Origin of the sequence: Companilactobacillus musae, assembly GCF_003967595.1 — a bacterium.
Classification (GTDB): Bacteria; Bacillota; Bacilli; order Lactobacillales; family Lactobacillaceae; genus Companilactobacillus; species Companilactobacillus musae.
On sequence record NZ_BIFW01000001.1, the window covers coordinates 508,729 to 534,822 of the forward strand.

23 protein-coding genes are annotated in these 26,094 nt (G+C 35.9%); 1 reads left to right on the forward strand and 22 read right to left on the reverse strand.

The features are described from left to right. Positions 1-11: 11 nt before the first annotated feature. The 13 genes from nusA to LAB100_RS02550 form a co-directional block, all read right to left on the reverse strand. Positions 12-1,226: a transcription termination factor NusA gene (gene nusA / locus LAB100_RS02495; RefSeq protein WP_119326096.1), complete on the reverse strand. Its 1,215-nt coding sequence runs from the start codon at positions 1,224-1,226 to the stop codon at positions 12-14. Between the two features lie 10 nt (positions 1,227-1,236). Next, entirely contained in the window at positions 1,237-1,710 is a 474-nt protein-coding gene (rimP, locus tag LAB100_RS02500) for a ribosome maturation factor RimP (RefSeq protein ID WP_162894199.1), read from the reverse strand. Between the two features lie 117 nt (positions 1,711-1,827). Further along, complete coding sequence (locus tag LAB100_RS02505) at positions 1,828-6,129, reverse strand: PolC-type DNA polymerase III (protein WP_119326094.1); 4,302 nt, start codon at positions 6,127-6,129, stop codon at positions 1,828-1,830. 194 nt (positions 6,130-6,323) lie between these two features. Further along, positions 6,324-8,030 carry a proline--tRNA ligase gene (locus LAB100_RS02510; RefSeq protein WP_119326093.1) on the reverse strand — a complete coding sequence of 569 codons (1,707 nt, stop codon included), beginning with the start codon at positions 8,028-8,030 and terminating at the stop codon, positions 6,324-6,326. A gap of 14 nt (positions 8,031-8,044) precedes the next feature. Continuing rightward, positions 8,045-9,313 carry an RIP metalloprotease RseP gene (gene rseP / locus LAB100_RS02515; protein WP_119326092.1) on the reverse strand — a complete coding sequence of 423 codons (1,269 nt, stop codon included), beginning with the start codon at positions 9,311-9,313 and terminating at the stop codon, positions 8,045-8,047. Positions 9,314-9,332: 19 nt separating this feature from the next. Continuing rightward, a complete protein-coding gene (locus LAB100_RS11655; RefSeq protein ID WP_119326091.1) occupies positions 9,333-10,127 on the reverse strand; it encodes a phosphatidate cytidylyltransferase in 795 nt (264 codons plus the stop codon). Between the two features lie 18 nt (positions 10,128-10,145). Next, a complete protein-coding gene (uppS, locus tag LAB100_RS11660; RefSeq protein ID WP_119326090.1) occupies positions 10,146-10,889 on the reverse strand; it encodes an undecaprenyl pyrophosphate synthase in 744 nt (247 codons plus the stop codon). A 4-nt stretch (positions 10,890-10,893) separates the two neighbouring features. Then, positions 10,894-11,451, reverse strand: a complete 558-nt coding sequence (frr, locus tag LAB100_RS02525) for a ribosome recycling factor (RefSeq protein ID WP_119326089.1) — start codon at positions 11,449-11,451, stop codon at positions 10,894-10,896. Continuing rightward, positions 11,441-12,175 carry a UMP kinase gene (pyrH, locus tag LAB100_RS02530; RefSeq protein ID WP_119326088.1) on the reverse strand — a complete coding sequence of 245 codons (735 nt, stop codon included), beginning with the start codon at positions 12,173-12,175 and terminating at the stop codon, positions 11,441-11,443. The genes frr and pyrH overlap by 11 nt, the downstream gene beginning before the upstream one ends. A gap of 617 nt (positions 12,176-12,792) precedes the next feature. Next, the gene (gene tsf / locus LAB100_RS02535) at positions 12,793-13,671 is read right to left on the reverse strand and encodes a translation elongation factor Ts (protein WP_119326087.1); all 879 of its coding nucleotides are present in this window, start codon (positions 13,669-13,671) and stop codon (positions 12,793-12,795) included. 71 nt (positions 13,672-13,742) lie between these two features. Next, positions 13,743-14,546 (reverse strand): 30S ribosomal protein S2, encoded by an 804-nt coding sequence (gene rpsB, locus LAB100_RS02540; RefSeq protein WP_119326086.1) that lies wholly within the window; start codon positions 14,544-14,546, stop codon positions 13,743-13,745. 120 nt (positions 14,547-14,666) lie between these two features. Then, positions 14,667-14,954, reverse strand: coding sequence for a GIY-YIG nuclease family protein (locus LAB100_RS02545; RefSeq protein WP_119326085.1), 288 nt, complete (start codon positions 14,952-14,954; stop codon positions 14,667-14,669). Continuing rightward, a complete protein-coding gene (locus LAB100_RS02550; protein ID WP_119326084.1) occupies positions 14,944-15,672 on the reverse strand; it encodes a tRNA1(Val) (adenine(37)-N6)-methyltransferase in 729 nt (242 codons plus the stop codon). The genes LAB100_RS02545 and LAB100_RS02550 overlap by 11 nt, the downstream gene beginning before the upstream one ends. Positions 15,673-15,734: 62 nt before the next feature. Between LAB100_RS02550 and LAB100_RS02555 the strand changes: the two genes are divergently transcribed. After that, positions 15,735-16,364, forward strand: coding sequence for a lysophospholipid acyltransferase family protein (locus tag LAB100_RS02555; protein ID WP_119326083.1), 630 nt, complete (start codon positions 15,735-15,737; stop codon positions 16,362-16,364). Positions 16,365-16,421: 57 nt separating this feature from the next. Here the strand turns inward: LAB100_RS02555 and purD are convergent, their stop codons facing one another. The 9 genes from purD to purC are packed head-to-tail and all read right to left on the reverse strand — an operon-like array spanning position 16,422 to position 26,093. Beyond that, positions 16,422-17,678, reverse strand: a complete 1,257-nt coding sequence (purD, locus tag LAB100_RS02560) for a phosphoribosylamine--glycine ligase (RefSeq protein WP_119326082.1) — start codon at positions 17,676-17,678, stop codon at positions 16,422-16,424. Between the two features lie 12 nt (positions 17,679-17,690). Beyond that, on the reverse strand, positions 17,691-19,232 hold the full coding sequence (purH, locus tag LAB100_RS02565; RefSeq protein WP_174233486.1) for a bifunctional phosphoribosylaminoimidazolecarboxamide formyltransferase/IMP cyclohydrolase: 1,542 nt from the start codon (positions 19,230-19,232) through the stop codon (positions 17,691-17,693). Between the two features lie 17 nt (positions 19,233-19,249). After that, positions 19,250-19,822: a phosphoribosylglycinamide formyltransferase gene (gene purN / locus LAB100_RS02570; protein ID WP_119326080.1), complete on the reverse strand. Its 573-nt coding sequence runs from the start codon at positions 19,820-19,822 to the stop codon at positions 19,250-19,252. Next, on the reverse strand, positions 19,819-20,841 hold the full coding sequence (purM, locus tag LAB100_RS02575; RefSeq protein ID WP_119326079.1) for a phosphoribosylformylglycinamidine cyclo-ligase: 1,023 nt from the start codon (positions 20,839-20,841) through the stop codon (positions 19,819-19,821). The genes purN and purM overlap by 4 nt, the downstream gene beginning before the upstream one ends. An 11-nt stretch (positions 20,842-20,852) precedes the next feature. Further along, positions 20,853-22,259, reverse strand: a complete 1,407-nt coding sequence (gene purF, locus LAB100_RS02580; protein WP_119326078.1) for an amidophosphoribosyltransferase — start codon at positions 22,257-22,259, stop codon at positions 20,853-20,855. Then, on the reverse strand, positions 22,235-24,454 hold the full coding sequence (purL, locus tag LAB100_RS02585) for a phosphoribosylformylglycinamidine synthase subunit PurL (protein WP_119326077.1): 2,220 nt from the start codon (positions 24,452-24,454) through the stop codon (positions 22,235-22,237). The genes purF and purL overlap by 25 nt, the downstream gene beginning before the upstream one ends. Next, complete coding sequence (gene purQ / locus LAB100_RS02590; RefSeq protein WP_119326076.1) at positions 24,454-25,128, reverse strand: phosphoribosylformylglycinamidine synthase subunit PurQ; 675 nt, start codon at positions 25,126-25,128, stop codon at positions 24,454-24,456. The genes purL and purQ overlap by 1 nt, the downstream gene beginning before the upstream one ends. After that, positions 25,128-25,376 (reverse strand): phosphoribosylformylglycinamidine synthase subunit PurS, encoded by a 249-nt coding sequence (gene purS, locus LAB100_RS02595; RefSeq protein WP_119326075.1) that lies wholly within the window; start codon positions 25,374-25,376, stop codon positions 25,128-25,130. Before purS ends, purQ begins: the two co-directional genes overlap by 1 nt. Positions 25,377-25,385: 9 nt before the next feature. Further along, complete coding sequence (gene purC, locus LAB100_RS02600) at positions 25,386-26,093, reverse strand: phosphoribosylaminoimidazolesuccinocarboxamide synthase (RefSeq protein WP_119326074.1); 708 nt, start codon at positions 26,091-26,093, stop codon at positions 25,386-25,388. Position 26,094 lies beyond the last annotated feature (1 nt).

The following is a 26,094-nucleotide window of genomic DNA, read 5'->3' on the forward strand; positions in this document are numbered from 1 at the left end:
ATCACCCCTTTTTAGTTTTCTGAATCAGTTGTATCTGTTTCTGAATCGTCTGAATCATCAGTTGCATCATCTGAAGCTGCAGGATTTTGTGCATCGTCTGCATTAGCAGCATTCTCACGAGTCTTTTCAATGTCGATTTTACCACTCTCAACATCATTAATATCAACGTCTTGGTCGTTGTCATCAACAAACTCAACTTGAGATTCTGGCTTGATATCAATCTTATAACCAGTTAACTTAGCTGCTAAACGAGCATTTTGACCCTTTTTACCAATAGCCAATGACAAATGATAATCAGGAACAATAACGATACATTGCTTATTATCATTTTCATCAAATTGAACTGCAATTACTTCAGCAGGATTCAAAGCGTTGGCAATGAAATCTACTGGATCATCAACATAAGGTACAACATCAATATTTTCACCATTCAATTCATCAACGACTGCTTGAACACGGGCACCCTTTGGTCCAACACAAGTACCAACGGGATCAACATCAGGATTATCTGATTTAACAGCAATCTTAGTTCTATCGCCAGCTTCACGAGCAATTGAAACAATTTCAACTGTTCCATCATAAATTTCAGGAACTTCTTGTTCAAATAGACGCTTAACTAAACCTGGATCAGTTCTGGAAACAAATACTTGTGGACCCTTAGTAGCATTTTCAACCTTAGTAACATAAACACGGATTCTATCACGTGAGTTATAAGTTTCACCAGGCATTTGATCAGACTTAGGCATAACTGTTTCAATACGACCATAAGTAATGTAAACATATCTACTATCGCTACGTTCAACAGTACCTTGAATAATTTCGTGCTCATATTGGCTATATTCATTATAAATGATATCGCGTTCAGCTTCACGTACACGTTGCATAATTACTTGTTTAGCAGTCTGCGCAGCAATACGACCGAAGTCCTTAGGTGTGACCTCTTCCTTGATATGGTCACCAACTTCATAGCCCTTGCTCTTTTGTTGAGCATCTTCAAGACTTACTTCCAAACGATCATCAGCTACATCTTCAACGACTTCTTTAACCGCATAAACATGTATATTACCCTTTTTAGCGTCAAATTCAACATCAACGTTTTGAGCTTGGTTGTAATTTCTCTTATAAGCGGCTACCAAAGCGGCTTCAAGTGATTCAATCACATATTCTTTTTTAATACCCTTTTCGCTCTCAAGCGCATCAAGGGCCTCAACCATTTCTTTACTCATGATTTTCTCCTTAGAATTCGATTGCAAGTCGAATCTTAGCGATATTGTCTCGACTAATTTCTACTTGTTTTTTTAAATTCTTAACTTTAACGATCAATGTTATCTTCGTATCCGTTACTTCAGTCAATGTTCCTTCAAAAGCTTTTTGACCATCTTGTTTTTGGTAAAGAGAAGCATGAATATAGTCGTCAACGTAATCTGAAAGACTTTCATCATTCTTCAAAGGACGTTCAGCGCCTGGAGATGAAACCTCTAAGTAATAGGCTGGTTCAATTGGATTTAATTCATCCAATTTTTCACCATATTCTTCACTGATCACGGCACAATCATCAATACTGATCCCGCCTTTTTTATCTGCATAAACTCTTAAATACCAGTCTCCACGTTCATGTACGAATTCCAGATCAACAAGAAAAAAATCATGTTTATCTAAGACTGGTTGTAAAATGGCTTTTAATTCTTCAACTTTTGTATCCAAGGACATTCCTCCAAAGTAATTGGCAATAAAAAGAGTGAGCATTCCTGCTCACTCATTAATCAATAATTAACTAGTAGTTAATTTAACATATATTTACTATTAAAGCAACTTATAACGCTATACCTAAAACAATGATAACTGATTTTCATCTGGCATGCCATCTAAAACATGATTTTCAGTCATATATTCAATAACCGTTTTAGAAACTTTTCCTCGAGTACCTAAATCTTGTTTAGATAAGAAAGGTTGTTCTTCACGGGCAGCAATTATTTGTTTAGCAACGTTATCACCAAGTCCAGGAATAGCATTGAATGGTGCTAATAAAGTGTGATCATCGATAATTTTAAATTCAAAAGCATCTGACTTTTCAATATCAACCATCTTAATCGTAAAACCACGTTCCAAACATTCATTAGCTAATTCCAAAACCGTCAATAAGTTCTTTTCCTTCGTTGATGCATCCATTCCTTTATCGTTAATAGCTTTCATCGACGCTTTAACCGCATCTTTACCAGTAGTCATCGCTACTAAATCAAAGTCATCAGCACGAACTGTAAAGTAAGCACTGTAATAATAAAGTGGATAATGAACCTTAAAGTAGGCAATTCTTAGTGCCATGATAATGTAAGCGGTCGCATGAGCTCTAGGGAACATATACTTGATCTTCAAGCATGAATCAATATACCAATCCGGTACATCGGCATCTTTCATCGCTTGTTTCCAATCATCAGGAATACCACGTCCCTTACGAACATGTTCCATAATTTGAAAGGCCATCTGTGAATCCATACCATAGTGAATTAAATCCATCATAATATTATCACGACAACCAATAACTTCTTTCAAAGTAACGATTCCCTTGTCAATTAACTCTTCAGCATTTCCTAACCACACGTCAGTACCATGTGATAGACCAGAAATTTGTAATAACTCGGCAAAAGTCGTGGGATGAGTTTTCTCAAGCATTCCTCGAACAAATCGAGTACCAAACTCTGGAACACCTAATGTACCTGTCTTGGAGAAAATTTGTTCCGGCTTAACACCTAACGAATCAGTTCCTCTGAACAATTCCATAACTCCAGGATCTTTAACAGGTAAAGTTTTAGGATCAATACCTGATAAATCTTGTAGCATACGAATCATAGTCGGATCATCATGCCCCAGAATATCAAGTTTCAAAATATTATCATGAATCGAATGGAAATCAAAATGGGTTGTTTTCCAAAGTGCACTTTGATCATCTGCTGGATATTGAATTGGTGTAAAGTCAAAAATATCCATATAATCAGGCACAACAATGATACCAGCCGGATGTTGTCCAGTAGTTCTCTTAACACCTGTTGAGCCCATAGCTAAACGTTCCTTTTCAGCATTACGAAGATTTTGTCCAGTTAATTCTTCATAGTTCTTAACGTAACCAAAAGCAGTTCGATCAGCAATTGTACCGATAGTACCAGCTCGGAAAACATGATCTTCCCCAAACAAAACTTTCGTATAATTATGTGCTACTGGCTGATAATCACCCGAGAAATTCAAATCAATATCAGGAACCTTATCACCTTTAAAACCTAAGAAGGTTTCAAAAGGAATATCCTGACCATCTTTTGCTAAATCGGCACCACACTTAGGACATTTTTTATCTGGCAAATCATATCCTGAACCAACCTCACCTTTAGTAAAGAATTCTGAATACTTACACTCAGGGCAACGATAGTGTGGTGGTAAAGGATTAACTTCAGTAATTCCAGTCATTGTCGCAACAAAACTGGAACCAACAGATCCACGGGAACCAACTAAATATCCATCTTTATTTGATTTATAAACCAAACGTTGGGCAATCAAGTAAATAACTGAGAACCCATTTCCAATGATACTCTTCAACTCTCGATCCATTCGCTTTTGAACTAACTCTGGCAAAGGATCACCATACAATTCATGAGCTTTGTTCATCGTCAAATTTTGAATTTCATCTTCAGCACCATCCATCTTAGGTGTATAAAGTTTATCTTTGACCGGCGACATTTCATCAATTGAATCCATTATTTTCTTAGGATTATCAACAATAATTTCTTGGGCAATTTCTGGGCCCATATAATCGAATTCATCAAACATTTCATTAGTTGTTCTAAATTGAACATCAGGAAGTTCTGGTCTTCTTGCCAAGGCATTACTCTTCACGGCCTTGATAACAATGTCACGATAAACTTTATCATGCGGATCAAGATAGTGGACATCCCCCGTAGCAACGACCGGTTTGTTGAGTTCTTTACCTAGTTTAACAATATTCTTGAGAATTTCTTTAAGAGCATTTTCGTCTTTAATAATTTTAATATCAATCAAATGTTGATACAACGAACGAGGCATGACCTCTAGATAATCATAATATTCGGCTAACTCACGAGTATCATCATATCCCTTTTGCATCATACTAGTGAAAACTTCACCATTTTCACAAGCTGATCCAACAATGATTCCTTCACGATACTTATTTAACAATCGTCTAGGAACTCGAGCTGTTCGATAATAATATTGAGTCATTGAATAAGAAACAATCTTAAACATATTCTTCAAGCCAGCCTGAGTCTTAGCTATTAAAATAGCATGACTTGGTCGAGCTTGTTTATAAGCCTCTTCACCACCGATATGATCGTTTAATTGTTCAACATTATTTGTTCCAAACTTATCTTCTAATTCGACAAATAACTTATACATTAGATAACCGGTAGTTTCAGCATCGGAATCCGCTCTATGATGATGTTCCAAAACAATATTGTAACGTTTAGCCAAAGAATCCAACTTATGATTGCGATATTCAGAATGCAATGTTCGAGACATTTCCAAAGTATCAATTACAGGCATTGACAAACGTTCTCGACCCATTCTTCTCAATGCAGCATTCATAAATCCCATATCGAAAGTAACATTGTGACCAACCAAAATATCATCACCAATAAAGTCCATAAATTCACCAACAATAACAGTTTCGTCGGGAGCATCTTTGACCATATCAGTTGTAATACTTGTCAAATTAGTAGTTATTTCAGAAAGTGGATGACCTGGATTGATAAATTTATCAAAACGATCAATCACTTCACCGTCTTTCATCTTTGTTGCACCAATTTCAATAATAGAATCATAAACCGCTGAAAGACCCGTAGTTTCGGTATCGAAAATAACGTACTCTGATCCTTCTAACTTTTGATCTCGAAGATTATAAGCAATAGGGTTACCTTCATCGACTAAATCAATTTCAACACCATAACCAATTTTTACGCCAAACTTTTTACCGGCATTGTAGGCTTCTGGAAATGCTTGCAAAGCATGGTGATCGGTTATAGCAATTCCAGTTTGACCCCAATCACTTGCACGTTTGATTAAATCGGTGGCACTAGGAATGGCATCCATCTGACTCATATTTGTATGAGCGTGGAGTTCAATTCTTTTATTGTCATCTTCAGCTGTGTCCTGACGTGATTGATGCTTAATAACGTTGATATCTTGTGCCATAACAACTAATTCTCTAGAGAAGTTATCCTCTTGAACACTACCGCGTACCCGAATCCAAGCACCCTTATCAAGTGAATTAAAGAAATTTTCATCATCTTCACCATTAGAGAATTTTTTGATACTAAATGAAGAAGTATAGTCAGTTACCTTCAAAATCAAAAGCGAACGACCTGACTTTAATTTACGAACATCAATGTCAAAAACATAACCTTCAACAATCTTATTACGCTCTTCTTCGACAATATCAGCCATTTGTGTAACTTCTTGATCATCAGGAATCTTACGGCCAACTTTAGAAACATTTCCAGCCGGTTTAGCAGCTTTTTTCTCACTAACTTCTTTAGCCTTAGCTTGAAGCTGTTTAGTTTTTTCAGCGTTAGCTGCCTTAATAGCAGCTTCTTTAGCCTGTGATTTATCTTCGTCAATATTAGTTCTGATTTTAAAATCTGGGAATCCTAAACTACTGTATTCCGATTGCAATCCATTAATAATCTTTCCATCTACAAAATCAGCCATGAATCCATTGGAAACATCTAAAAAGACTTGTCCATTTTCAATTCTTGGTGGAGTTTGACTAATTTTGTCTAAAACCATCGGTGAATCAATCGTGCAATCATTTAAAACATAATTCCAATATTCTTTAATATCTTTTTCTCTTAATTCAGCATTAGTTGTAGCAATTTCAAAATTGACTTGAGCAATCCCTTCAAAACTTGCACGTAATGCTTTAACAAAAGTCAGAAATTCATTAAATGGCAAAACATCTTTGAACTCAAAATAAAAAGTCCAACGTTTACTATTCTTATGAACTTCCAATTTATTTAATTTACCATCAACAAATGAGTCATTAGAGCCCAACAAACTGTCTAATTTAATTTGTTTAACTAGTATTTCAAAAAGTTGTTTTGTATCTGACATATTCTACCCTTCAAAAATAAAAAAAAGGCCTAAGCCTCATTTTGAATTTTCTTTTTAGATTTGATCAAAAATACCATCTTCCACAACAAAGCCGATTGGGCTCTGGAACGTAGTAGACACAGAGTTTTTGCGGACGACGACATCCTTAACTAACTTAATTAACATCAGTTTTGACCAAAGTTAAAAAGATACTCTTATTGATTCTTAAGCAAAATTTTTACTGAATTTACTAATTCATCTTTACTTACTTCGATTGTTTCACCAGTACTTCTGATCTTTAATTCTACGATTCCATCAGCAGCTTTTTTACCAACTGTAATTCTGATTGGAACGCCAATTAGATCTGAGTCGGCAAACTTAACGCCTGGACGTTCTTTTCTATCATCTAGCAAGACATCATAGCCTTCATCTTGTAGTAAATCAACAATTTCGTCACTAAGTTTTCCTTGAACATCATTGTTGTACTTGATAGGAACAACGTGAACTTGATATGGTGCCAAACTTACAGGCCAAATAATACCGTTTTCGTCACTGTGTTGTTCAACGATAGCTGTTAGCAATCTAGAAATACCGATACCATAACTTCCCATGATCAATGGATTTGATTTACCATTTTCATCCAAGAAGTTAGCACCTAAAGCCTTAGAGAATTTAGTACCTAATTTAAAGATATGACCGATTTCGATTCCACGAGTAAATTTAATATTACCATGACCATCAGGTGATGTTTCACCTTCTTTAATAACACGGAAATCTCTAAACTCTGGCATTTCTGAAGTGATATCTTCGAAGTTAGCATTGATGTAATGTCTATCGGCTTTGTTAGGTCCGACAACAAAGTTTGTCAAACCAACCAATGAACTATCATACAAAACTTTAACGTCGTCACTCATACCTTTAGGTCCGATAAATCCTGGCACACTGTGGAAAACGTCTTGAACTTCCTCAGGAGTTGCTTCACGTAAGAAATCAGCTCCTAAGTAGTTCTTCAATTTAACATCATTGACATCATAGTCTCCACGAATCATTACCATAACTGGCTTTTCATCAGCGATGTAAGCAACAGCCTTCATAATTCTAGCTGCGTCAACTTTAAGCAATTCAGCTAAAGCATCAATTGTATGGACATTAGGTGTATCAACTTCTTCAAGCTCTTTTTTATCTTCTTGAGGATTTTCAGCCATCTTACTTGCAGCCATTTCCAAGTTTGCTGAATAATCAGAATCATCGGAATAAGCAATGGTATCTTCACCAATAGCAGCAATAGCAGAGAATTCTTTGGAATCTGTACCACCCATGGCACCAGCATCACCAATAATAGCGCGATAGTTCAATCCGCAAAGATCAAAAATATTACGATAAGCTTGTTCCATTTGGTTAAAGATAACATCTAATTGTTCTTTATTAGCTGTGAATGAATATGCATCTTTCATAATAAATTCACGACCACGTAATAGTCCATTACGGGGACGATCTTCATCACGATATTTCATCTGCATTTGATATAAAACAAGTGGTAATTTCTTGTAACTGTTCAACCCTTCCTTAACAACACTAGTAAAGGTCTCTTCATGTGTTGGTCCTAAGATGAAATCACGTTCGTGACGATCCTTAAATTTGAAAAGGTTGTCACCGTATGTTTCATAACGACCACTTTCTTTCCAAAGGTCAGCTGGCAAAATTGCAGGCATACGCATTTCGGCTGCATCAATCTTTGTCATTTCTTTACGAACGATATTTTCAATTCTTTGGATTACTGACCAAGCAAGTGGCAAGTAAGCATAGACACCGGCAGAAACCTGTCTAATGTAACCGGCTCTCAACATTAACTGATGACTAATAGCCTCAGCATCTGAAGGAGTTTGTTTTAATGTTGGAATATATAATTTTGATTGTTTCAAGTTCTTTTATCCCCCTATTTTATAAAGAAACGCTGGATATCATTCCATGTAACGGCAATCATCAAAAGTACTAAAATCCCGACCCCTATCAAGGTAATAACATTTTCATATTGTTCTGGAATTGGTTTTCTTCTAATTGCTTCAACAATATTAAGTAAAATCTTGCCACCATCTAAAGCAGGAATTGGTATCAAATTAACGATTCCTAAATTCATCGATAACATTGACGTAAAGAGAATGATATTGATCAAACCAGTTGAGGCAACTTTAGAAGTCATTGAATAAATTCCAACTGGACCTGACAACTGATTAATACTGAATCCGCCTGATACCATCTTACCCAAAGCATGGAAAATGGTTAATGATGTACTCCAGCTATATGTAAATCCATACTTGATCTTCCCAAGGACACTTGAATCCAACTTAGCCTTTATTCCAATCAAGCCATAACTTTGACCTGACGATTTGACTGTTTTAGGAGTCAATTTAACTTGTTTAATCTTATTACCGGATTGTACATTCAACGTTAATTTCTTACCAGGATTATTCTGAATACTCTCGGTTAAACTAGCCCATGAACCAGTTTTTTTACCATTAACGCTTAAAATTTTATCATTGCTCTTTAAACCAGCTTTTTGGGCCACAGAGCCTTTTTCAATGCCACCAAGTTGATTTGTTCCAGTACCAACTGAACCCATCATAAAGGCAGCTAAAATAGCTGCTACGATAGCTAGAATAAAGTTATTAAATGGTCCAGCAAAATTAGTGATCATTCGTTTCCAAACCGAAACTGACTGTAACTGAACGTCACGCGGTGCAATTTGAACTTCAGTTCCATCTTCTTCAACAATGGTTGCATCATGATCAACCGAATATTTCTTAGTGACAGTTTCATCACCATTTTCATATCCTTCAATTACTAAATCATCTACAAGATCGGCCTTAGAGATTTGAACGGGAACCGCGTTTGCATCGTAAACTTTACTTGAAGTTATTATTTTTGTTACTTTGTCGTCATCATTTAAAACTAAAGATGCCATCGTTCCTGGTTGAATTTCTGAATCATCTTCTTGTGCTCCAGCCATTCGAACATAGCCACCCAAAGGCAAAAGTCTCAAGGTATATGTCGTATGATTTTTTCGATAAGCGACGATTTTAGGACCCATACCTACAGAAAATTCACGAACTAAAATTCCTGACTTCTTTGCAGCATAATAGTGTCCAAATTCATGAACGATTACTAAAATTCCAAAAACGATTATAAATGTAATTATCGCGGTCATTTTAACCTCCACAGGCTGTTTATACTAAACCAAAAATGTGTAACAAAGGTAGCACGATCAACATGCTATCGAAACGATCCAAAATTCCACCATGTCCTGGCAAAATATTTCCTGAATCTTTTACTTTGTAATATCTCTTATAGGCAGACTCAATCAAATCACCCATTTGTCCCATGATTGAAAGTACAAAAGCAATCATTAACATAGTTGTCATTGAATATTCTTGTGGGACAAAGTACATATAAATTCCAGATAGAACCAAAGCCATAATAATTCCGGCAATAGTTCCTTCCCAAGTCTTATTAGGACTGATTGCCGGCCATAACTTGTGCTTACCAATTTTTCTACCAAATGTATAAGCAAAAATATCAGTTGACCAAACAACGATCAAGGCATACATCAATAAACCTAAACCAGGAGCGGAATTTCTAACGGCTGCTAAATAGTGGAATCCAGTACCAATATAAAGCATTGATACAACAGACACACCCGCATCCTCAAAATTAAATTTATTTTTTGTTAGAACTGTAATGACCAATAAAATGATCGAAAATACGTAAAATAAATCAAGACGCGAGAAATTCTTTGGGAACCATCCACGATAGAAACCATTTGGTACAACTAAGGCTAAAGTACCAAGAATAGTTACTAAAAAGTCAATGGAAACAATAATCCTCTTACGCATGATGTAAACTTCAAAAACTCCAACTACGGCTAGTGCTGCGGCAGCAACTTCTAGCCACACTCCGCCAGCAAGCAATATGGGAATAAAGATTGCTAAAGCAATAACGGCAGTAATTACACGTTGTTTCATAATTTTCCCCCAAACTAACTAAACAGATCCAAAACGGCGATCTCTTCTGTCAAACTCCTTAATATCTTCAATTAGATTATCAACCGAATATTCAGGCCAATAAGTTTTATCAAAGACCATTTCCGAATAAGCCAATTGCCACAACATGAAATTGGAGATTCTTTCTTCACCACTGGTTCTGATAAGTAAATCAGGATCAGCTAAATCTCCTAATTGATTAGTCAACAACTGACTTGCAAACATAGAATCATCGATCTTGTTTGGATCTATTGAACCATTAACTGCTTTAATAGCCAAGTTTTGAGCCGCATGAATAATTTCAGCACGGCCACCATAATTAAAAGCAAAATTGAGGATCATACCAGTGTTATCCTTGGTGTCCTCAACAGCTTTCAAAACTACTTTTCTCGTTCTATCAGGTAAATGGTCCGTAAATCCGGTTACCAATACTTTTATATTTTCCTTAATTAGATCTGGCATAAATGTTCCAAAAAAATCAACCGGTAAACGCATCAAAAAATTGACTTCTTTACTTGGTCGACTCCAGTTTTCAGTTGAGAAGGCATACAAACTTAATACCTTAACACCTAAATGACTGGCAGCAGTAGCAATTGTTTTGACATTATTCATGCCTTCTTTGTGTCCAGCAATTCTTGGTTGACCTTTTTTCTTAGCCCAACGACCATTACCATCCATAATGATTGCAACATGCTTTGGAATAGACATTTCAGGATCTAATTGTTTCTTTATATCCTCTGTCATTGAATTACCCTTCAGTAATTTCCTTTTCCTTGTCCGCAGCCAATTGATCGACTTGAGCAATAGCGTCATCAGTTACTTTTTGAACATCTTTTTCAAGAGTGTGGAATTCATCCTCAGTAACATCACTAGCTTTTAATTGTTTCTTCAAATCGTCCATAGCTTCACGACGCACGTTTCTAATGGCAATACGGCCACCTTCAGCTTCCTTACCTACTTGCTTAGCAATTTCTTGTCTACGTTCACCAGTAAGTTGTGGGATAACCAAGCGAATAACGTTACCATCATTAGCAGGATTCAAACCAAGATCAGATGAGTTGATTGCATGTTCAATATCATCAAGCGCTGTCTTGTCATAAGGTGTGATCATCAAAACACGTGCTTCTGGAATATTGATTGAGGCAACTTGATTCAATGGCACTTCAGTACCATAGTACATAACCTTAACATTGCTCAAAATTGAGGCATTAGCTTTACCAGCACGGATATTAGCCAATTCACGATTCAAAACATCGATTGATTTCGACATATTTTCTTTTGCTTTTGTAATAGCTTTATTTGTCATCATTACCACCCTTTATAATTGTTCCAATATTTTCACCTTGAACAACTTTTCTGATATTTTCAGGTTTATTCAAGTTGAAGACAATCAATGGAATATCATTGTCCATTGAAAGTGATGAAGCGGTTGTATCCATAACACCGAGATTCTTATTAATAATATCAAGTTGTGACAATTCTGAATACTTCTTAGCATTTGGATCTTTCTTAGGATCAGCTGAGTAAACACCATCAACGTTATTCTTAGCCATCAAGATCACATCAGCTTCAATTTCAGCAGCACGTAATACAGATGTTGTATCAGTTGAGAAGTAAGGATTACCAGTACCACCAGCAAAGATCACAACACGACCCTTTTCTAGATGTCTAACAGCCTTTCTTCTAATATATGGTTCAGCAACTTGGCGCATTTCAATTGAAGTTTGTACACGTGTAGGAACACCAATATGTTCTAGTCCGTCTTGCAATGCCAAACCATTCATAACAGTTGCCATCATACCCATGTAATCAGCTTGGGCACGATCCATTCCCATTTCAGCACCTGTTTCACCACGCCAGATATTACCACCACCACAAACGATGGCTACTTGAACACCTAAATCATGAACACTCTTAATTTGTTCAGCTATCTTTTTGATAACTGGAGGGTTAATTCCAAATCCTTTTTCTCCGGCCAATGCTTCACCAGAAACTTTTAAAATTACTCTTTTATACTTGATATCAGGCATAAGTACTCTCCTTTAATTTTGCTAATAAATATTTTAACATATTAGGCCTAGTAAATTTATTCTTTCTCACATTTTGATACTGCCGTCGTCCACGAAACCTCTATGGACCACTGGAACGTGGTGGACACAACTTGGAGCCCCTTAGTCTTGCTAAGTATCTTCAAGATTGACTTTATTCTAAATGGTCACCACTGAGAGTCCACAGAGGTTTTGCTCCCGACCAGGAATTGGTTTTCAGCATGCTGATTAAAACTTTAGTTTTTGAAATTCCTAATGCAATTACATTATTTAGAATACTTAAACATCTAACAAACGACAAGACACTAGTCCGGAACAACAAAGAAAATTGGCTCAGTAGTGAAATTCTATTTAGCTCACGTAGTGAGGTTAGTAGAAGGCCGAGATTTGAAACAATTGTGTACTTCAATTGGTTCAAATTCGTGCCCACTACGTTCCAGCCAAATTTTCTTTGTTGTGGAGGACGGCATAGTAAGAATCGGTAAATTTATCCAATGACTATTTTTAAATAAATTTCGTAAGGTTACAACCCTTTATACAAAGAAAAGGTCGTTTAATTCAAAATGAATTAAGCGACCTTTCTCAAAAATGTATAATTATTAGTTATTCATTTGGTTCTTTACTTCTTCAGCGAAATCTTCTTGTTTCTTTTCGATTCCTTCGCCAACTTCATAACGAACGTATGAAACTAACTTGCTGTTCTTTGATTCAACGAATTGTTGAACAGTCATATCTGAATCCTTAACAAATTCTTGATCAGCCAAACTAATTTCTGACAAGTACTTGTTTACACGGCCTTCAACGATTCTTGGAATAATCTTTTCAGGTTTACCTTCAGCTTTTGTTTCTTCAGTGAAGATCTTCTTTTGATGTTCAAGAACATCAGCAGGAACTTGATCACGATCCATGTATTCAGGGTTGATAGCAGCAACGTGCATAGCAACATCCTTAGCAGCTTCTTCATCAGAACCATCAAGTGTAACGATAGCACCGATCAAACCACCATTATGTAGGTATGAACCGAATACTTGTGAATCAGTCTTGTCAAGAACTTGGAAACGTCTCAAACTGATCTTTTCACCGATAACAGCTGTTAAGCCTGTGATAGCATCTTCAATTGAGCCTTCGCTAACCTTAAGTGCAAGAGCTTCATCCATAGTCTTTGGTTCATTAGCAACAATAGCTTTACCAATTTCGTTTACAAGATTGATAAACTTGTCATTTGATGAAACAAAGTCAGTTTCTGAGTTAACTTCGATGATAGCAGCTTTGTTACCTGAAATTTCGATATGTGTTAAACCTTCAGCAGCAATGTTTCCACTCTTCTTAGCGGCTTTAGCAATACCCTTTTCACGTAGTAAGTCAATGGCTTTGTCCATATCACCATCAGCAGAAACCAATGCCTTCTTAGCATCCATCATACCAACGCTTGTTCTATCACGTAATTCTTTAACTTGAGCAGCAGTAATTTTAGCCATTCGTAAATCCTCCAGTCGTATAAATAAAGCCATCTTACTCAGATGACTCTATTTTACGGATATTATTTTAATTATTTATTATCTTCGTTATTGTTCTTTGCGTTTGCCAAATCTTCGATTGATTTGTCATCAGCAGCATCGTTGTTGTCATCTTTAGCATCTTTAGCAAAATCAGCATCTGTAACAGCTTCTTCACCTTGTTTACCTTCAACGATAGCATCAGCCATCTTAGATGTGATTAATCTAACGGCACGGATAGCATCATCGTTTGAAGGAATGATAACATCGATAGGATCTGGATCAGTATTTGTATCAACCATAGCTACGATAGGAATGTTAAGTTTCTTAGCTTCGTTAACAGCAATGTTTTCCTTATGAGGGTCAACAATGAACATAACATCAGGGATTCTTGGCATATCTTCGATACCACCAAGGAATCTTTCTAGCTTAGCTTGTTGCTTTTGTAGTAAAGCAACTTCTTTCTTAGGTAGACGATCAAAAGTACCATCTTCAGCCATTGCCTTGATGTCCTTTAATCTCTTGATACGTTTTTGGATTGTATTCCAGTTAGTCAAAGTACCACCTAACCAACGATGGTTAACATAGTATTGACCTGCACGTGTAGCTTCTTCAGCAACAGCGTCTTGGGCTTGTTTCTTTGTACCAACGAATAGGAAAATTCCGTCATCACCGGCAACAGCCTTCATATAGTTGTATGCATCGTCGATCATGCGTACTGTTTTTTGTAAATCAATGATGTAAATACCATTTCTTTGTGTAAAGATAAATGGCTTCATCTTAGGGTTCCATCTTCTTGTTTGGTGACCGAAATGTACACCGGCTTCAAGAAGTTGTTTCATAGAAATAACTGACATAAAAAGTTCCTCCTGGTTTTTACCTCCACTTAAGTCATGTCTGACTGAAACGCGTTTGCGCACCATCAATCAAATCGTTAAGTGTGTGTATTCAATACAAGCAAATATTATAAAGGAAAATTATTTTGAAATCAAGTAGTCGCGCCAATTTATTCCATTACTTTTTAATAAGTTTTCTTTCTGATGTCTACTTAACTTCTTTATTGCATATTCGCGTTTTAAAGCCTGTGATTTATCGGCTAATGCTTCGGTGTACATCAGCTTAACTGGTCGCCTGATTTTTGTATACTTGGCTCCTTTACCAGCATTGTGCGTTGCAACTCTTTTTTTTACATTATTACTAGTTCCAGTATAAAAAGTCCTGTCGCTACACAAAAGCATATAAACATAATACTTATTATTTTCCATTGATTATTAAACTAGCCTCTTTTGTTAATCGATGCTGATCATCGTAGATCACTAAATCTGGTTCCACCTTTAGTGAAGCCTCTTTAACTGTTTTGATTAGATCTAATAAGACTAAATTAGCATCTTTGGATTTAGTAGTCCTGACAAAGCGCATTTTTTTGGGTTGCAGACGTTGTTGTGTCATAATACTGAACAATTCACTCAATCTTTCTGGACGATATACTAAGTAGGCATGTGAATTTTCCTTAAGTACCACTTTAATGGTAGAAAGAATATCAGTTAGATTTGCTTTTAACTCATGTCTAGCGATTGCTAAAACGGGATTATCCTTGATTACTGTCTTGTCACCCAGTTTAAAATACGGTGGATTACAAACAACAGTATCAACCGTATCGTGATCAATATATTTTTGAATATTTTTTAAATCATCGTTAATCGAATAAACTTGCTGTTCCAGGTGATTCTCAGCAATACTTTTTTGTGACAAATCAGCAAGTTGCTTTTGAATTTCAACTAAATAAATCGGTGCTTTAGTTTTGGCTGCTAATGACAGACCAATTGCGCCATTGCCAGCACAGAGATCAACTATTTTCCCTTTTTTTGCGGGTTTAGCAAAATTATAGAGTAAAATAGTATCAAGGTTAAAAGAATACAATTCCTTATCCTGATTGATGATTATTCCACTGTTGGAAATAACATCTTGCGAATTAATCGACATGTTTCACCTGCTTTATGGTATTTTAATAAAGTGTAAATTATTTTTGGGAGAATGATACTTTTATGTTTTATAAAGTTATTCGTGTTTTAGTAAGAGGTTTAGTATTTCTACTAAATGGGCGATATGACGTGGTGGGCAGAGAAAACTTGCCTGACAAGCCATATATCCTAGTTGCCCCACATAGAACTTGGTGGGAACCAATTTTCTTCGCTTTAGTAATAGCACCACGAGATGCTACCTTTATGGCAAAAAAGGAACTCTTTAAGAATCCAATTCTAAGATTTATTTTGATTCACGCTCATGCTTTCCCGGTTGATCGGGCACATCCCGGTCCTTCAGTTATCAAAACACCGGTAAAAGCTCTAAAAAAAGAAGGCAAAGTTTTAATTATGTTTCCTTCAGGAACTCGTTATTCCGAACAACTCAAAGGTGGTGCATCCTTGATTGCTAAACTTTCAAAAGCACCATTAGTTCCTTTCGTTTATCAAGGACCATTGACTTTCGGTGGCTTATTGAAACATCAAAAGATCACCATTGGTGTTGGACCAGAAATTGACTTCGATTTCAAAGCCAAACTTGACGAGAAACAAACACAACAAGTTAATGATGATATGGAAGAAGCTTGGAAATCAATTGATAATGAGATTGATCCTAGTTTTGAGTATATCCCACCAAAAAAGAAACATAAGTAATTATATAACACAAAAATAGCGACAAGATTCCGAAATGGAATTTTGTCGCTATTTCTTTTAAATTGAATTTTTACCGATATCTCGACGATAAAAAATATTTTCTGATTTCATTTTTTTGAGTGCCTGATAAATCAAATTTTGTGCATCTTTTAAATCAGTTCCTACCGTCTGTAAAAGATAGAGTCTTCCTCCATTGCTAACCAAATTTCGATCAACCTTCTTTACACCAGCATAGTTGATTACCAATGGACAATCTAGAAATTGTTCAATCGTTCCTAAATCCCCTGATTTTGGATTTTGTGGATAACCTTGACTAACGGCAAAAACTCCCAAATTTAAACCAGAATTCTGCCACTTAATCTGTTCTATTTTTTTATGATTGAGCATTGCCCAAATCATATCAGACAAATCAGTCTTCAATCTTGGTAAGACCACTTCTGTCTCCGGATCACCAAAGCGAGCATTGAACTCAATTACTTTCAATCCATCTTTAGTAAGAATCAATCCTGCATAGAGAATTCCAGTATATCTAATTCCTTGTTGGTATAATTCATGAACAAATGGTTTTAATACGGTATCAATTGCCATTTGTTCAACTTCTGAAGAAAGATTCTTTACTGGACAAACTGCTCCCATACCACCAGTATTAGGTCCCTTATCATCTTCAAAAATTTTCTTATAGTCTTGAGCTAATGGCATTGGATAAAATCGTTTATGATCAACAAACGCCATTAGTGAGAACTCTTCACCGTCTAAGTATTCTTCAATTACTATCTTCCTAGTATTGAACTTATGACCGTCCAAAAGCTCGCTGACAACTTCTAAGCCGCTATCCAGATCTTGAACGATATAAACACCTTTTCCAGCGGCTAATCCATCTGCTTTTATCACAATAGGAAAACTAGCCCGAACCGACAAATACTCTACTGCTGTTTCTAAATCGGTAATCTCTTGATACTTTGCCGTTGGTATATTAGCATCAGCCATTAACTTTTTAGTAAAAGTTTTAGATCCTTCAACTTGTGCACCCTTTTTATCAGGTCCAAAAATTTTTAATTTTTTTCTTTTAAAGAAGTCAACGATTCCATTAACCAACGGATCTTCAGGACCGACAATTGTAAAATCAATTGCATTAGTTTGAGCAAAATTAGTCAAATGTTCAAATTCATCTTCAGCAATGGAAATCGTTTTGATTCCGGACAATTTCATCCCGTCATTTCCTGGAGCACAGAATACTGTGTTATCAGAATTTTTTAAAAGTGATTTACAAATGGCATCTTCTCTTGCTCCAGAACCAACAACTAATATTTTCATTAAATGACCTCTCTAGTGTTTAAAGTGTCTTCTACCAGTGAAGACTATTGCAATACCATGTTCATTAGCCATATTGATGGAATCTTGATCCTTGATCGAACCACCTGGTTGAATAATAGCTGTAATTCCGTGTTCAGCTGCATATTGAACACAATCATCCATTGGGAAGAAGGCATCAGATGCCATGATCAATGGTTTATGTTCTTCAGCTTGTTCTTCTTGTTCAATAGCAATTTTAACTGAACCAATACGATTCATTTGACCGGCACCAATACCCAAAGTCTTATCAGTAGTTGAAATAACAATGGCATTACTCTTAACATGCTTAACGATTTGTTGACCAAACAATAGAGCCTTCATTTCTTCAGCGGTTGGTTGCTTTTCAGTTACCACTTTAAATTCACTGATTTGATCAACTGTTGTATCTCGTTCTTGAACTAAAAGTCCGCCCATAACAGAAACGTATTCGTGTTTTTCAGCATCTTTTGCCTTAGAGAAATCAAGTGTCAATAAACGAATATTCTTTTTACTTTCAAGAATTTCTAGAGCCTCGTCTGTAAAACTAGGAGCAATAACAATTTCTAAGAAGATCTTGTGCATTTCTTCAGCAATTTCCTTAGTAACCTCACGGTTGACTGCTACGATTCCACCAAAAATTGACATTGTATCGGCTGTATAAGCTTTTCTCCAAGCTTTATAAATTGACTCATCATCAACACCAACACCGCAAGGATTCATATGTTTCAAAGCCGCAACACAAGGTTGACTGAAATCAGAAACAATTCTCAAGACTGCATCGGCATCCTTAATATTATTGAAAGAAAGTTCCTTACCATGCAATTGTTTTGCGGAAGCAATTGAATATTCTGTTGACATAGCACTCTTATAAAAGGCTGCTTTTTGATGTGAATTTTCACCATAACGTAATTCTTGATGATAATCATAGCCAAGAACTTCAACATCTGGAAATTCATCCCCATTCAAATCAGTTAAGTAATGTCCAATAATACTGTCATATTCAGCAGTATGACGAAAAGCCTTAGCAGCTAGACGACGTCTTAAAGCAACATCATCTTCAGTTGATATAATACTTTCTAAGACAGTTTCGTAATCATTGGCATCAATAACAACATAAACACTCTTAAAATTCTTTGAAGCTGAACGAATCATTGAAGGTCCACCGATATCAATTTGTTCAATAGCTTGGGCAGGTGTAACTCCTTCTTGAGAAATTGTTTCTTTAAATGGATAGAGATTAACACAGACTAGATCAATTGTTTCAATATTAAGTTTTTCCAAAGTCTTCATATGTTCAGGATTATCACGTTTAGCAAGTAGTCCAGCATGAACCATAGGATGCAAAGTCTTTACACGCCCATCAAGAATTTCTGGGAATTTAGTTACTTCGTCAATTTCTGTAACTTTAACTCCGTTTTCTTGCAATTTCTTGTATGTACCACCAGTAGAAATGATTTCAAAATCATTAGCAATTAACCCTTTAGCAAATTCAACGACACCTGTTTTATCTGAAACACTGATCAATGCTCTTTTCATTATTTATCTCCATTGTTTTATTTTTTTCGATTAATTAATAGATCTAAAATTACTTGACGATACATCTGATGTTCTGTTTGATGAATCCGACTTTCTAGTGACTCTTCGGTATCATTTTCCAAGCGAACCACTTTGCATTGCTTAATTACGGGACCAGTATCGACCCCTTCATCGATATAATGAATCGTTACTCCTGTCACTTCATCACCTGATTCATAAGCTCTTGGAATGGCTTCTAATCCAGAAAATTTTGGCAATAGTGATGGATGAATATTAATAATTCGACCAGGATAAGCTGCTAGTAAAACTGGTGTTACTACTCGCATATAGCCTGCCAATAAAATGTATTCCAACTTTAAAGGTTTTAATTTTTCAATAATTGCTTGTTCATAAGCCCCACGATTGGAATAATCAGACAATTTATTTATAAAAACTGGAATTTGGTACTTAGCGGCACGTTCGATTACATGGGCATTGGGCTGATCACAAACTAACAACTCAATCTCCAATCCAGCTCTTCTAAGTTCGTCTGACTTAGCAATGGCTTCAAAGTTACTTCCGTTACCTGAAGCAAAGACAGCTACTTTCATAGTTTCTCCCCTTTCAGGATCAAATCATCGGTATCTTTAGTGACTACTTCACCAATCGTATAAGCGACTGTTTCTGATTCATTTAACAGTTCTAACACTTCAATTTCCTTAGTTGGATCAACAGCAATAACCATCCCCAGACCCATATTGAAAATATGATACATGTCGTTTAACTGTAATTGACCGTATTTTTGAAGAAGTTCAAATACTGGTAAAGTTGGCCAAATATCCACGTTGATTTTTGCTGCTAAATCATCATTCATCATTCGAGGAATATTTTCATAAAAACCACCGCCTGTAATATGGGCAATTCCATGAACTAAACGTTCTTCTAATAGTGGCATTACATCTTGAACATATATCTTTGTTGGTGTTAGCAATAGCTCACCTAAAGTTTTTTCAGGTACTTCTGGCAAAACAGTATCAGTTGTAAAATTGTTTTCTTCAAAGAAAATTTTTCGAACTAGTGAATAACCGTTCGAATGAATTCCCGTAGATGTCAAACCAATCAATACATCACCAGTTTTGACATTTTCTTTTTGTAGCAAGGCGTCTTTTTCGCAGATACCCACTGAAAAACCGGCAATATCATAATCATCAGGACCATAAACGCCAGGCATTTCAGCAGTCTCACCGCCAACTAGATTAGCATTGGCTTGGTTACAACCTTCAATTACGCCTTTGAGAATTTCTTCAACTTTAATATCTACCTTACCGGTTGAAATATAATCGAGAAAATATTGTGGAATTGCACCCTGTGCCAATATATCGTTAACACACATTGCTACACAATCAATTCCAATCGTGTCCCATTTCTTAGCTTGATTGGTCAACAAGAGCTTTGTTCCTACACCATCATTGCCAGAAACTAATACTGGGCGTTTATAACCTGCTGGTATTTCATAAATGCCACCGAAGTTTCCAATATTTCCATTATTATTAGTATTTTGTTTAACAAATTTGGAAATTTTGTAACCTGATTCAATATCCACACCAGCATCTTGATAGGGATTAGACATCGTATTTCTCCTTATTTTTTGGATTCATAATCATAAAGATAGGTTGGGTAATCTCCATTGAAATATGACATATCCAAGCCAGAATATGGTGCATCTTCCTTTAAGCCAATAGCATCGATCAAACCATCTTCACTCAAGAATTTCAGTGAATCAGAACCAAACATCTCATTCATTTCATCAATACTCTTATGAGCAGCAATCAATTCACTTTTCTCTTGAATATCGATTCCGTAGAAACATGGATGCATGAATCTTGGCGAAGCAATTCGTAAGTGGACTTCAGTTGCACCAGCATCTTTAAGCAATTGCACGATATACGCACAAGTTGTTCCACGGACAATTGAGTCATCAACTAAGATGACACGCTTACCACGAACTACTCCCTTAACGGCTGCCAATTTTTGACGAACACTCTTTTCACGCAACTCTTTAGTTGGTTGAATAAATTCACGCCCCATATATTGGTTTTTGATCAACCCCATTTCATAAGGCAAACCGCTTGCTTCAGCGTAACCACTTGCGGCTGACAACGATGAATTAGGAACTCCAACAACAATATCGCCTGGTGCTGGAGACTCCTTAGCCAAATTAGCACCCATTCGTTTACGTGCTGAGTGAACATTCACTCCCAAAATATCTGAATCAGGACGGGCAAAATAGATAAATTCCATTGAACAGATAGCTAATTTAGTTTCAGTCGTCCAATGATCGATTTTCATACCTTGATCGGAAATTGTAATCAACTCTCCAGGTTGAACATTTCTTACTAACGTTGCTCCTACCGCATCTAAGGCACAAGTTTCACTAGCTACAACATATCCACCATTTTCCAACTTACCAATCGACAAGGGACGAAAACCATGCGAATCTAAAGCTAAAACCATGGAATCCTTTGTCAATAAAATATAAGCAAAGCCACCTTGAATCTTATTAAGGGCTTCAATTATTTTTTCACGGAATGTTGGTGCTTTAGAACATTTGATTAAATGAACTAATACTTCTGAATCTGAACTTGATTTAAAAATATGACCTTTGGCCTCTAGTTCTTGTTTCAGAGTAATAGCATTAGTCAAATTTCCATTGTGAGCTAAAGCAATTTGATCATCTGTAAAATCAAATAGTAATGGTTGCACATTCTCTATTTTATTTTCACCAGCAGTGGAATAACGAACATGTCCAATTGCTGATTTACCAACTAAACCATTTAAATACTCTGGCTTTGAAAATACTTGAGTCAACAACCCTAAATTACGATAAATACGTAATTTTTGACCATCATTAGCGACGATTCCGGCACCTTCTTGACCACGATGTTGTAAACTGTGTAATCCCAAATAAGTCAGATAATTAGCATTTTCAGCTCCCCAAACACCGAATACTCCACACTCTTCATTTAAACTTCTGATTTCATTAAGCACGCAATCGCCTCTTTCCAATTACTTTTTACGACTGAGCCATCAATAATACTTGTTTCATCAGTCGTCGTTACTTTATAACTTGAATCTGCTGTTACCTGACCCAATAATTCAAAATCTTCTTGTATTAATCTTTCAAATACCACTTGGTTTTCAGGGGCAATTGTTACTAAGAAGCGTGATTGAGTTTCTGAGAATAATTGCGCTGATGTCAAACTAGTTTTAATTTCAAATCCTAGATTATTTTCAAAAGCCGATTCTGACAGCGCAACTGCTAATCCACCTTCTGATAAATCATGACAACTAGTTACCAAATCCTTTTCAATTGCTTGATGAATCAAATCTTGATGTAATTTTTCTTTTTCTAAATCTAAAACTCTTAGATCACCCTTTAATTGTCCCAATTGTTCCATTTGAATCTCGGAACCATTAAAGTCATCAAATGTTTGACCAACAATGTAAATTAAATCTCCAGCTTTTTTAAAGGCACTAGTCGTTACGTTTTTAATATCCTCAATCAAACCAACCATCCCTACCATAGGACTCGGATAGATGGCAACTTCGTTATATTCGTTATAAAGTGAAACATTTCCGGAAATCACTGGTGTATCAAGTGTTTCACAAGCACTGGAAATTCCTTCCACACTCTTGTCCAATTCCCAGAAGCTTTCTGGATCTTCGGGATTACCATAATTTAAACAATCGGTAATACCGATAGGAATACCACCTGAAGCCACAATATTACGTGCGGCCTCCATAACGGTAATTTGTCCGCCAACAAAAGGATTTAAATAAACATATTTAGAATTACTATCGTTAGTCATAGCGATAGCTTTTTTAGTACCACGAATCCTTACTACTCCAGCATCACTTCCTGGACGAACTAGAGTATTAGCCTTTACCTGTGAATCATAAGTCTGATAGAAGTGCTTTTTACTAGCAAGGTTAGGACGTTGGACCATCTTTTGCCAAGTCTCACTTAATGAATCAATCGTTGGCATAAAATGATAATCCTTATCATCAATCATTCTTTGTGGTTGTTTTTCTTCACGATCATATTCAGGAACATCTTCCGTCAAACTATCAACCGGAATATCTGTCACTAATTGCTCATGATGGTAGATTTTATATTGTTTGTCAGTCGTTACTTGACCAATTACGACTGCATCCAATTCAAAGTTTTTGAAGAAGTTTAGGACATTCTCTTCAAATTCTGGTTTCACACAAAGTACCATTCGTTCTTGAGACTCTGAGAGCATCATTTCATAAGCCGACATTTCAGTTTCACGTTGTGGAACCTTATCAAGATTTAAAATCAATCCTGAACCTGCTTTTGATGCCATTTCAGCTGTTGATGAAACTAATCCAGCTGCACCCATATCTTGAATTCCTAATACCCAATCAGAATGTTTCTCAATGATCTCAACACAGGCATCCATCAATAATTTTTCAATGAATGGATTTCCAACTTGAACTGCCGAACGTTGCTTATTCTTAGTATCCGTAAATTCATCTGAAGCAAAGGTTGCCCCGTGGATTCCGTCTCGACCAGTTTTGGCTCCAACATATATAATTAAATTCTTATCACCACTAGCTGTTCCGTGTTTAAATTCAGTGTTATTCAATAATCCGACACACATAGCATTAACTAATGGATTATGTTCGTAACAATCTTCAAAAGAAATTTCCCCACCGACAGTTGGCAATCCTATACAGTTACCATAACCACCAATACCAGCTACAACTTCATTCACTAAATGTTTAGTTTTGCCATCTTTTAAGGGACCAAATTTTAAACTATTTAAAAGTGCAATTGGTTGGGCACCCATAGAGAAAATATCTCTAATAATTCCTCCGACACCTGTCGCCGCACCTTGATATGGCTCAACTGCTGAAGGATGATTGTGACTTTCAGCCTTGAAAACTACTGCCTGATTATCACCAATATCAAGAATTCCCGCATCTTCACCAGGTCCTGCGATCACTCGAGAACTCTTATTAGGCATTTTTCTAAGTACTTTTTTAGAATTTTTGTATGAACAGTGTTCACTCCACATTACGGAATAAAGCCCTGTTTCTGTATAATTTGGTAGACGTTTCAGAATTTTTTCACTGATCAATTGATATTCAGAATCAGTTAAACCCCATTGTTGATAAAGTTTCTCTGTTTGAATTTGCTTTGCAGTTGGTTCAGTCATTAGTTATTCACCTTTACTTGGTAATTGATTATTGATTGGAACAACTTCAAGCCATCGTCAGATCCTAAAATCTTTTCGATTGCTCGTTCTGGATGGGGCATCATCCCCAAAACATTTTTTTGTTTATTAGTAACGCCTGCAATTTGTGCCACACTACCGTTAATATTTTGCTGATATTCAAAAATAATTTGGTCATTAATTTTTAAATCCTCGAGAGTTTTTTCATCGCAGTAATAACGACCCTCTCCGTGAGCAACAGGAATATTAATAATTTGACCTGCTTGATATTCATTAGTAAAAGCCGTTTGATTATTCAAAACTTTTAGGTCAACTGTTTCACAGATAAAGCAACTCTTTTCATTCTGGATCAAAGCTCCCGGCAAAAGGCCTAGTTCAGTCAAAATTTGAAATCCATTACAAATTCCTAAAACAATCTTACCTTCATTAGCAAAACGAATAATTTCTTTAACAATTGGTGCATGAACTGCAATTGCTCCGCTTCGTAAATAATCGCCGTAAGAAAAACCACCAGGAATTAAAACACCATCAAATCCTTCTAAACTTTCATTTCGATAGTCAACCAACTCCACTGTCTGTTTGATACCATCACGAATTGCATAATAGAGATCCATGTCACAGTTAGAACCAGGGAAATTAATAACGGCAAATTTCATTACTGTTCCTCCATGATTTCATAGCGATAAGTTTCAATATTAGGATTAGCTAATAAATCATCACAGATAGCGTTAACATCTTGATCTAATTGTGCGTAGTCATCATCAAAACTTAATTCAAAATATTTTCCCATATGAACATCTGCTAATTGTTTGTACCCCATAGTATTAATAGCTGATTTGATAGCTTCTCCTTGGGCATCTAAAACTGAATCCTTCAAAGTGACATAAACCTTAACTAATTTCATAATTTTCTCCTATTTATCTTGTAGTCGTTGTAAGACTGCTTGGTAAGTTTCAACTAAATCGCCTTTATGTTTACGAAAAACATCTTTATCCATCGAATGGTGGTCTTTTTTATTCCATAAACGACAATTGTCAGGTGAAAATTCGTCTACCAATATAATTTCATTATTGTATTTGCCATATTCTAGTTTGAAGTCGACCAAATCAAAACCAACTTGATCAAAGAACGGTTTCAAAAGTTCGTTTATCTTCAAAGTCATTTTCTTAATAAATTCAAGTTCTGTTTTATCAGCAATTTTCAAAGCATGAATTTGAGATTCATTAATGAACGGATCATCCAAAGCATCACTCTTGTAATAAAATTCAATAATCGGTTCTGCTAATCTTTGGCCTTCTTCAACTTGAAACTTTCTTACCAAAGAACCAGAAGTAATATTTCTCAAAACCACTTCTAATGGAAATACATCTGTTTTTTTAACTAATTGTTTATGATCTGATAAGTTCTCAACTAAATGAGTTTTAATACCATTTTTAATTAAATAATTGAAAACCAATTGTGATATTTGACAATCTAGAGTTCCTTTACCAGGAAGAATTTCTTTTTTCTTACCATTTAAGGCTGTTGCTTGATCTTTATAGACAATCAAAACTTCATCATCTTGTTGTGCTTGATAAACATTTTTTGCTTTTCCGGTATATAACAACTTATCTTCTGTCATA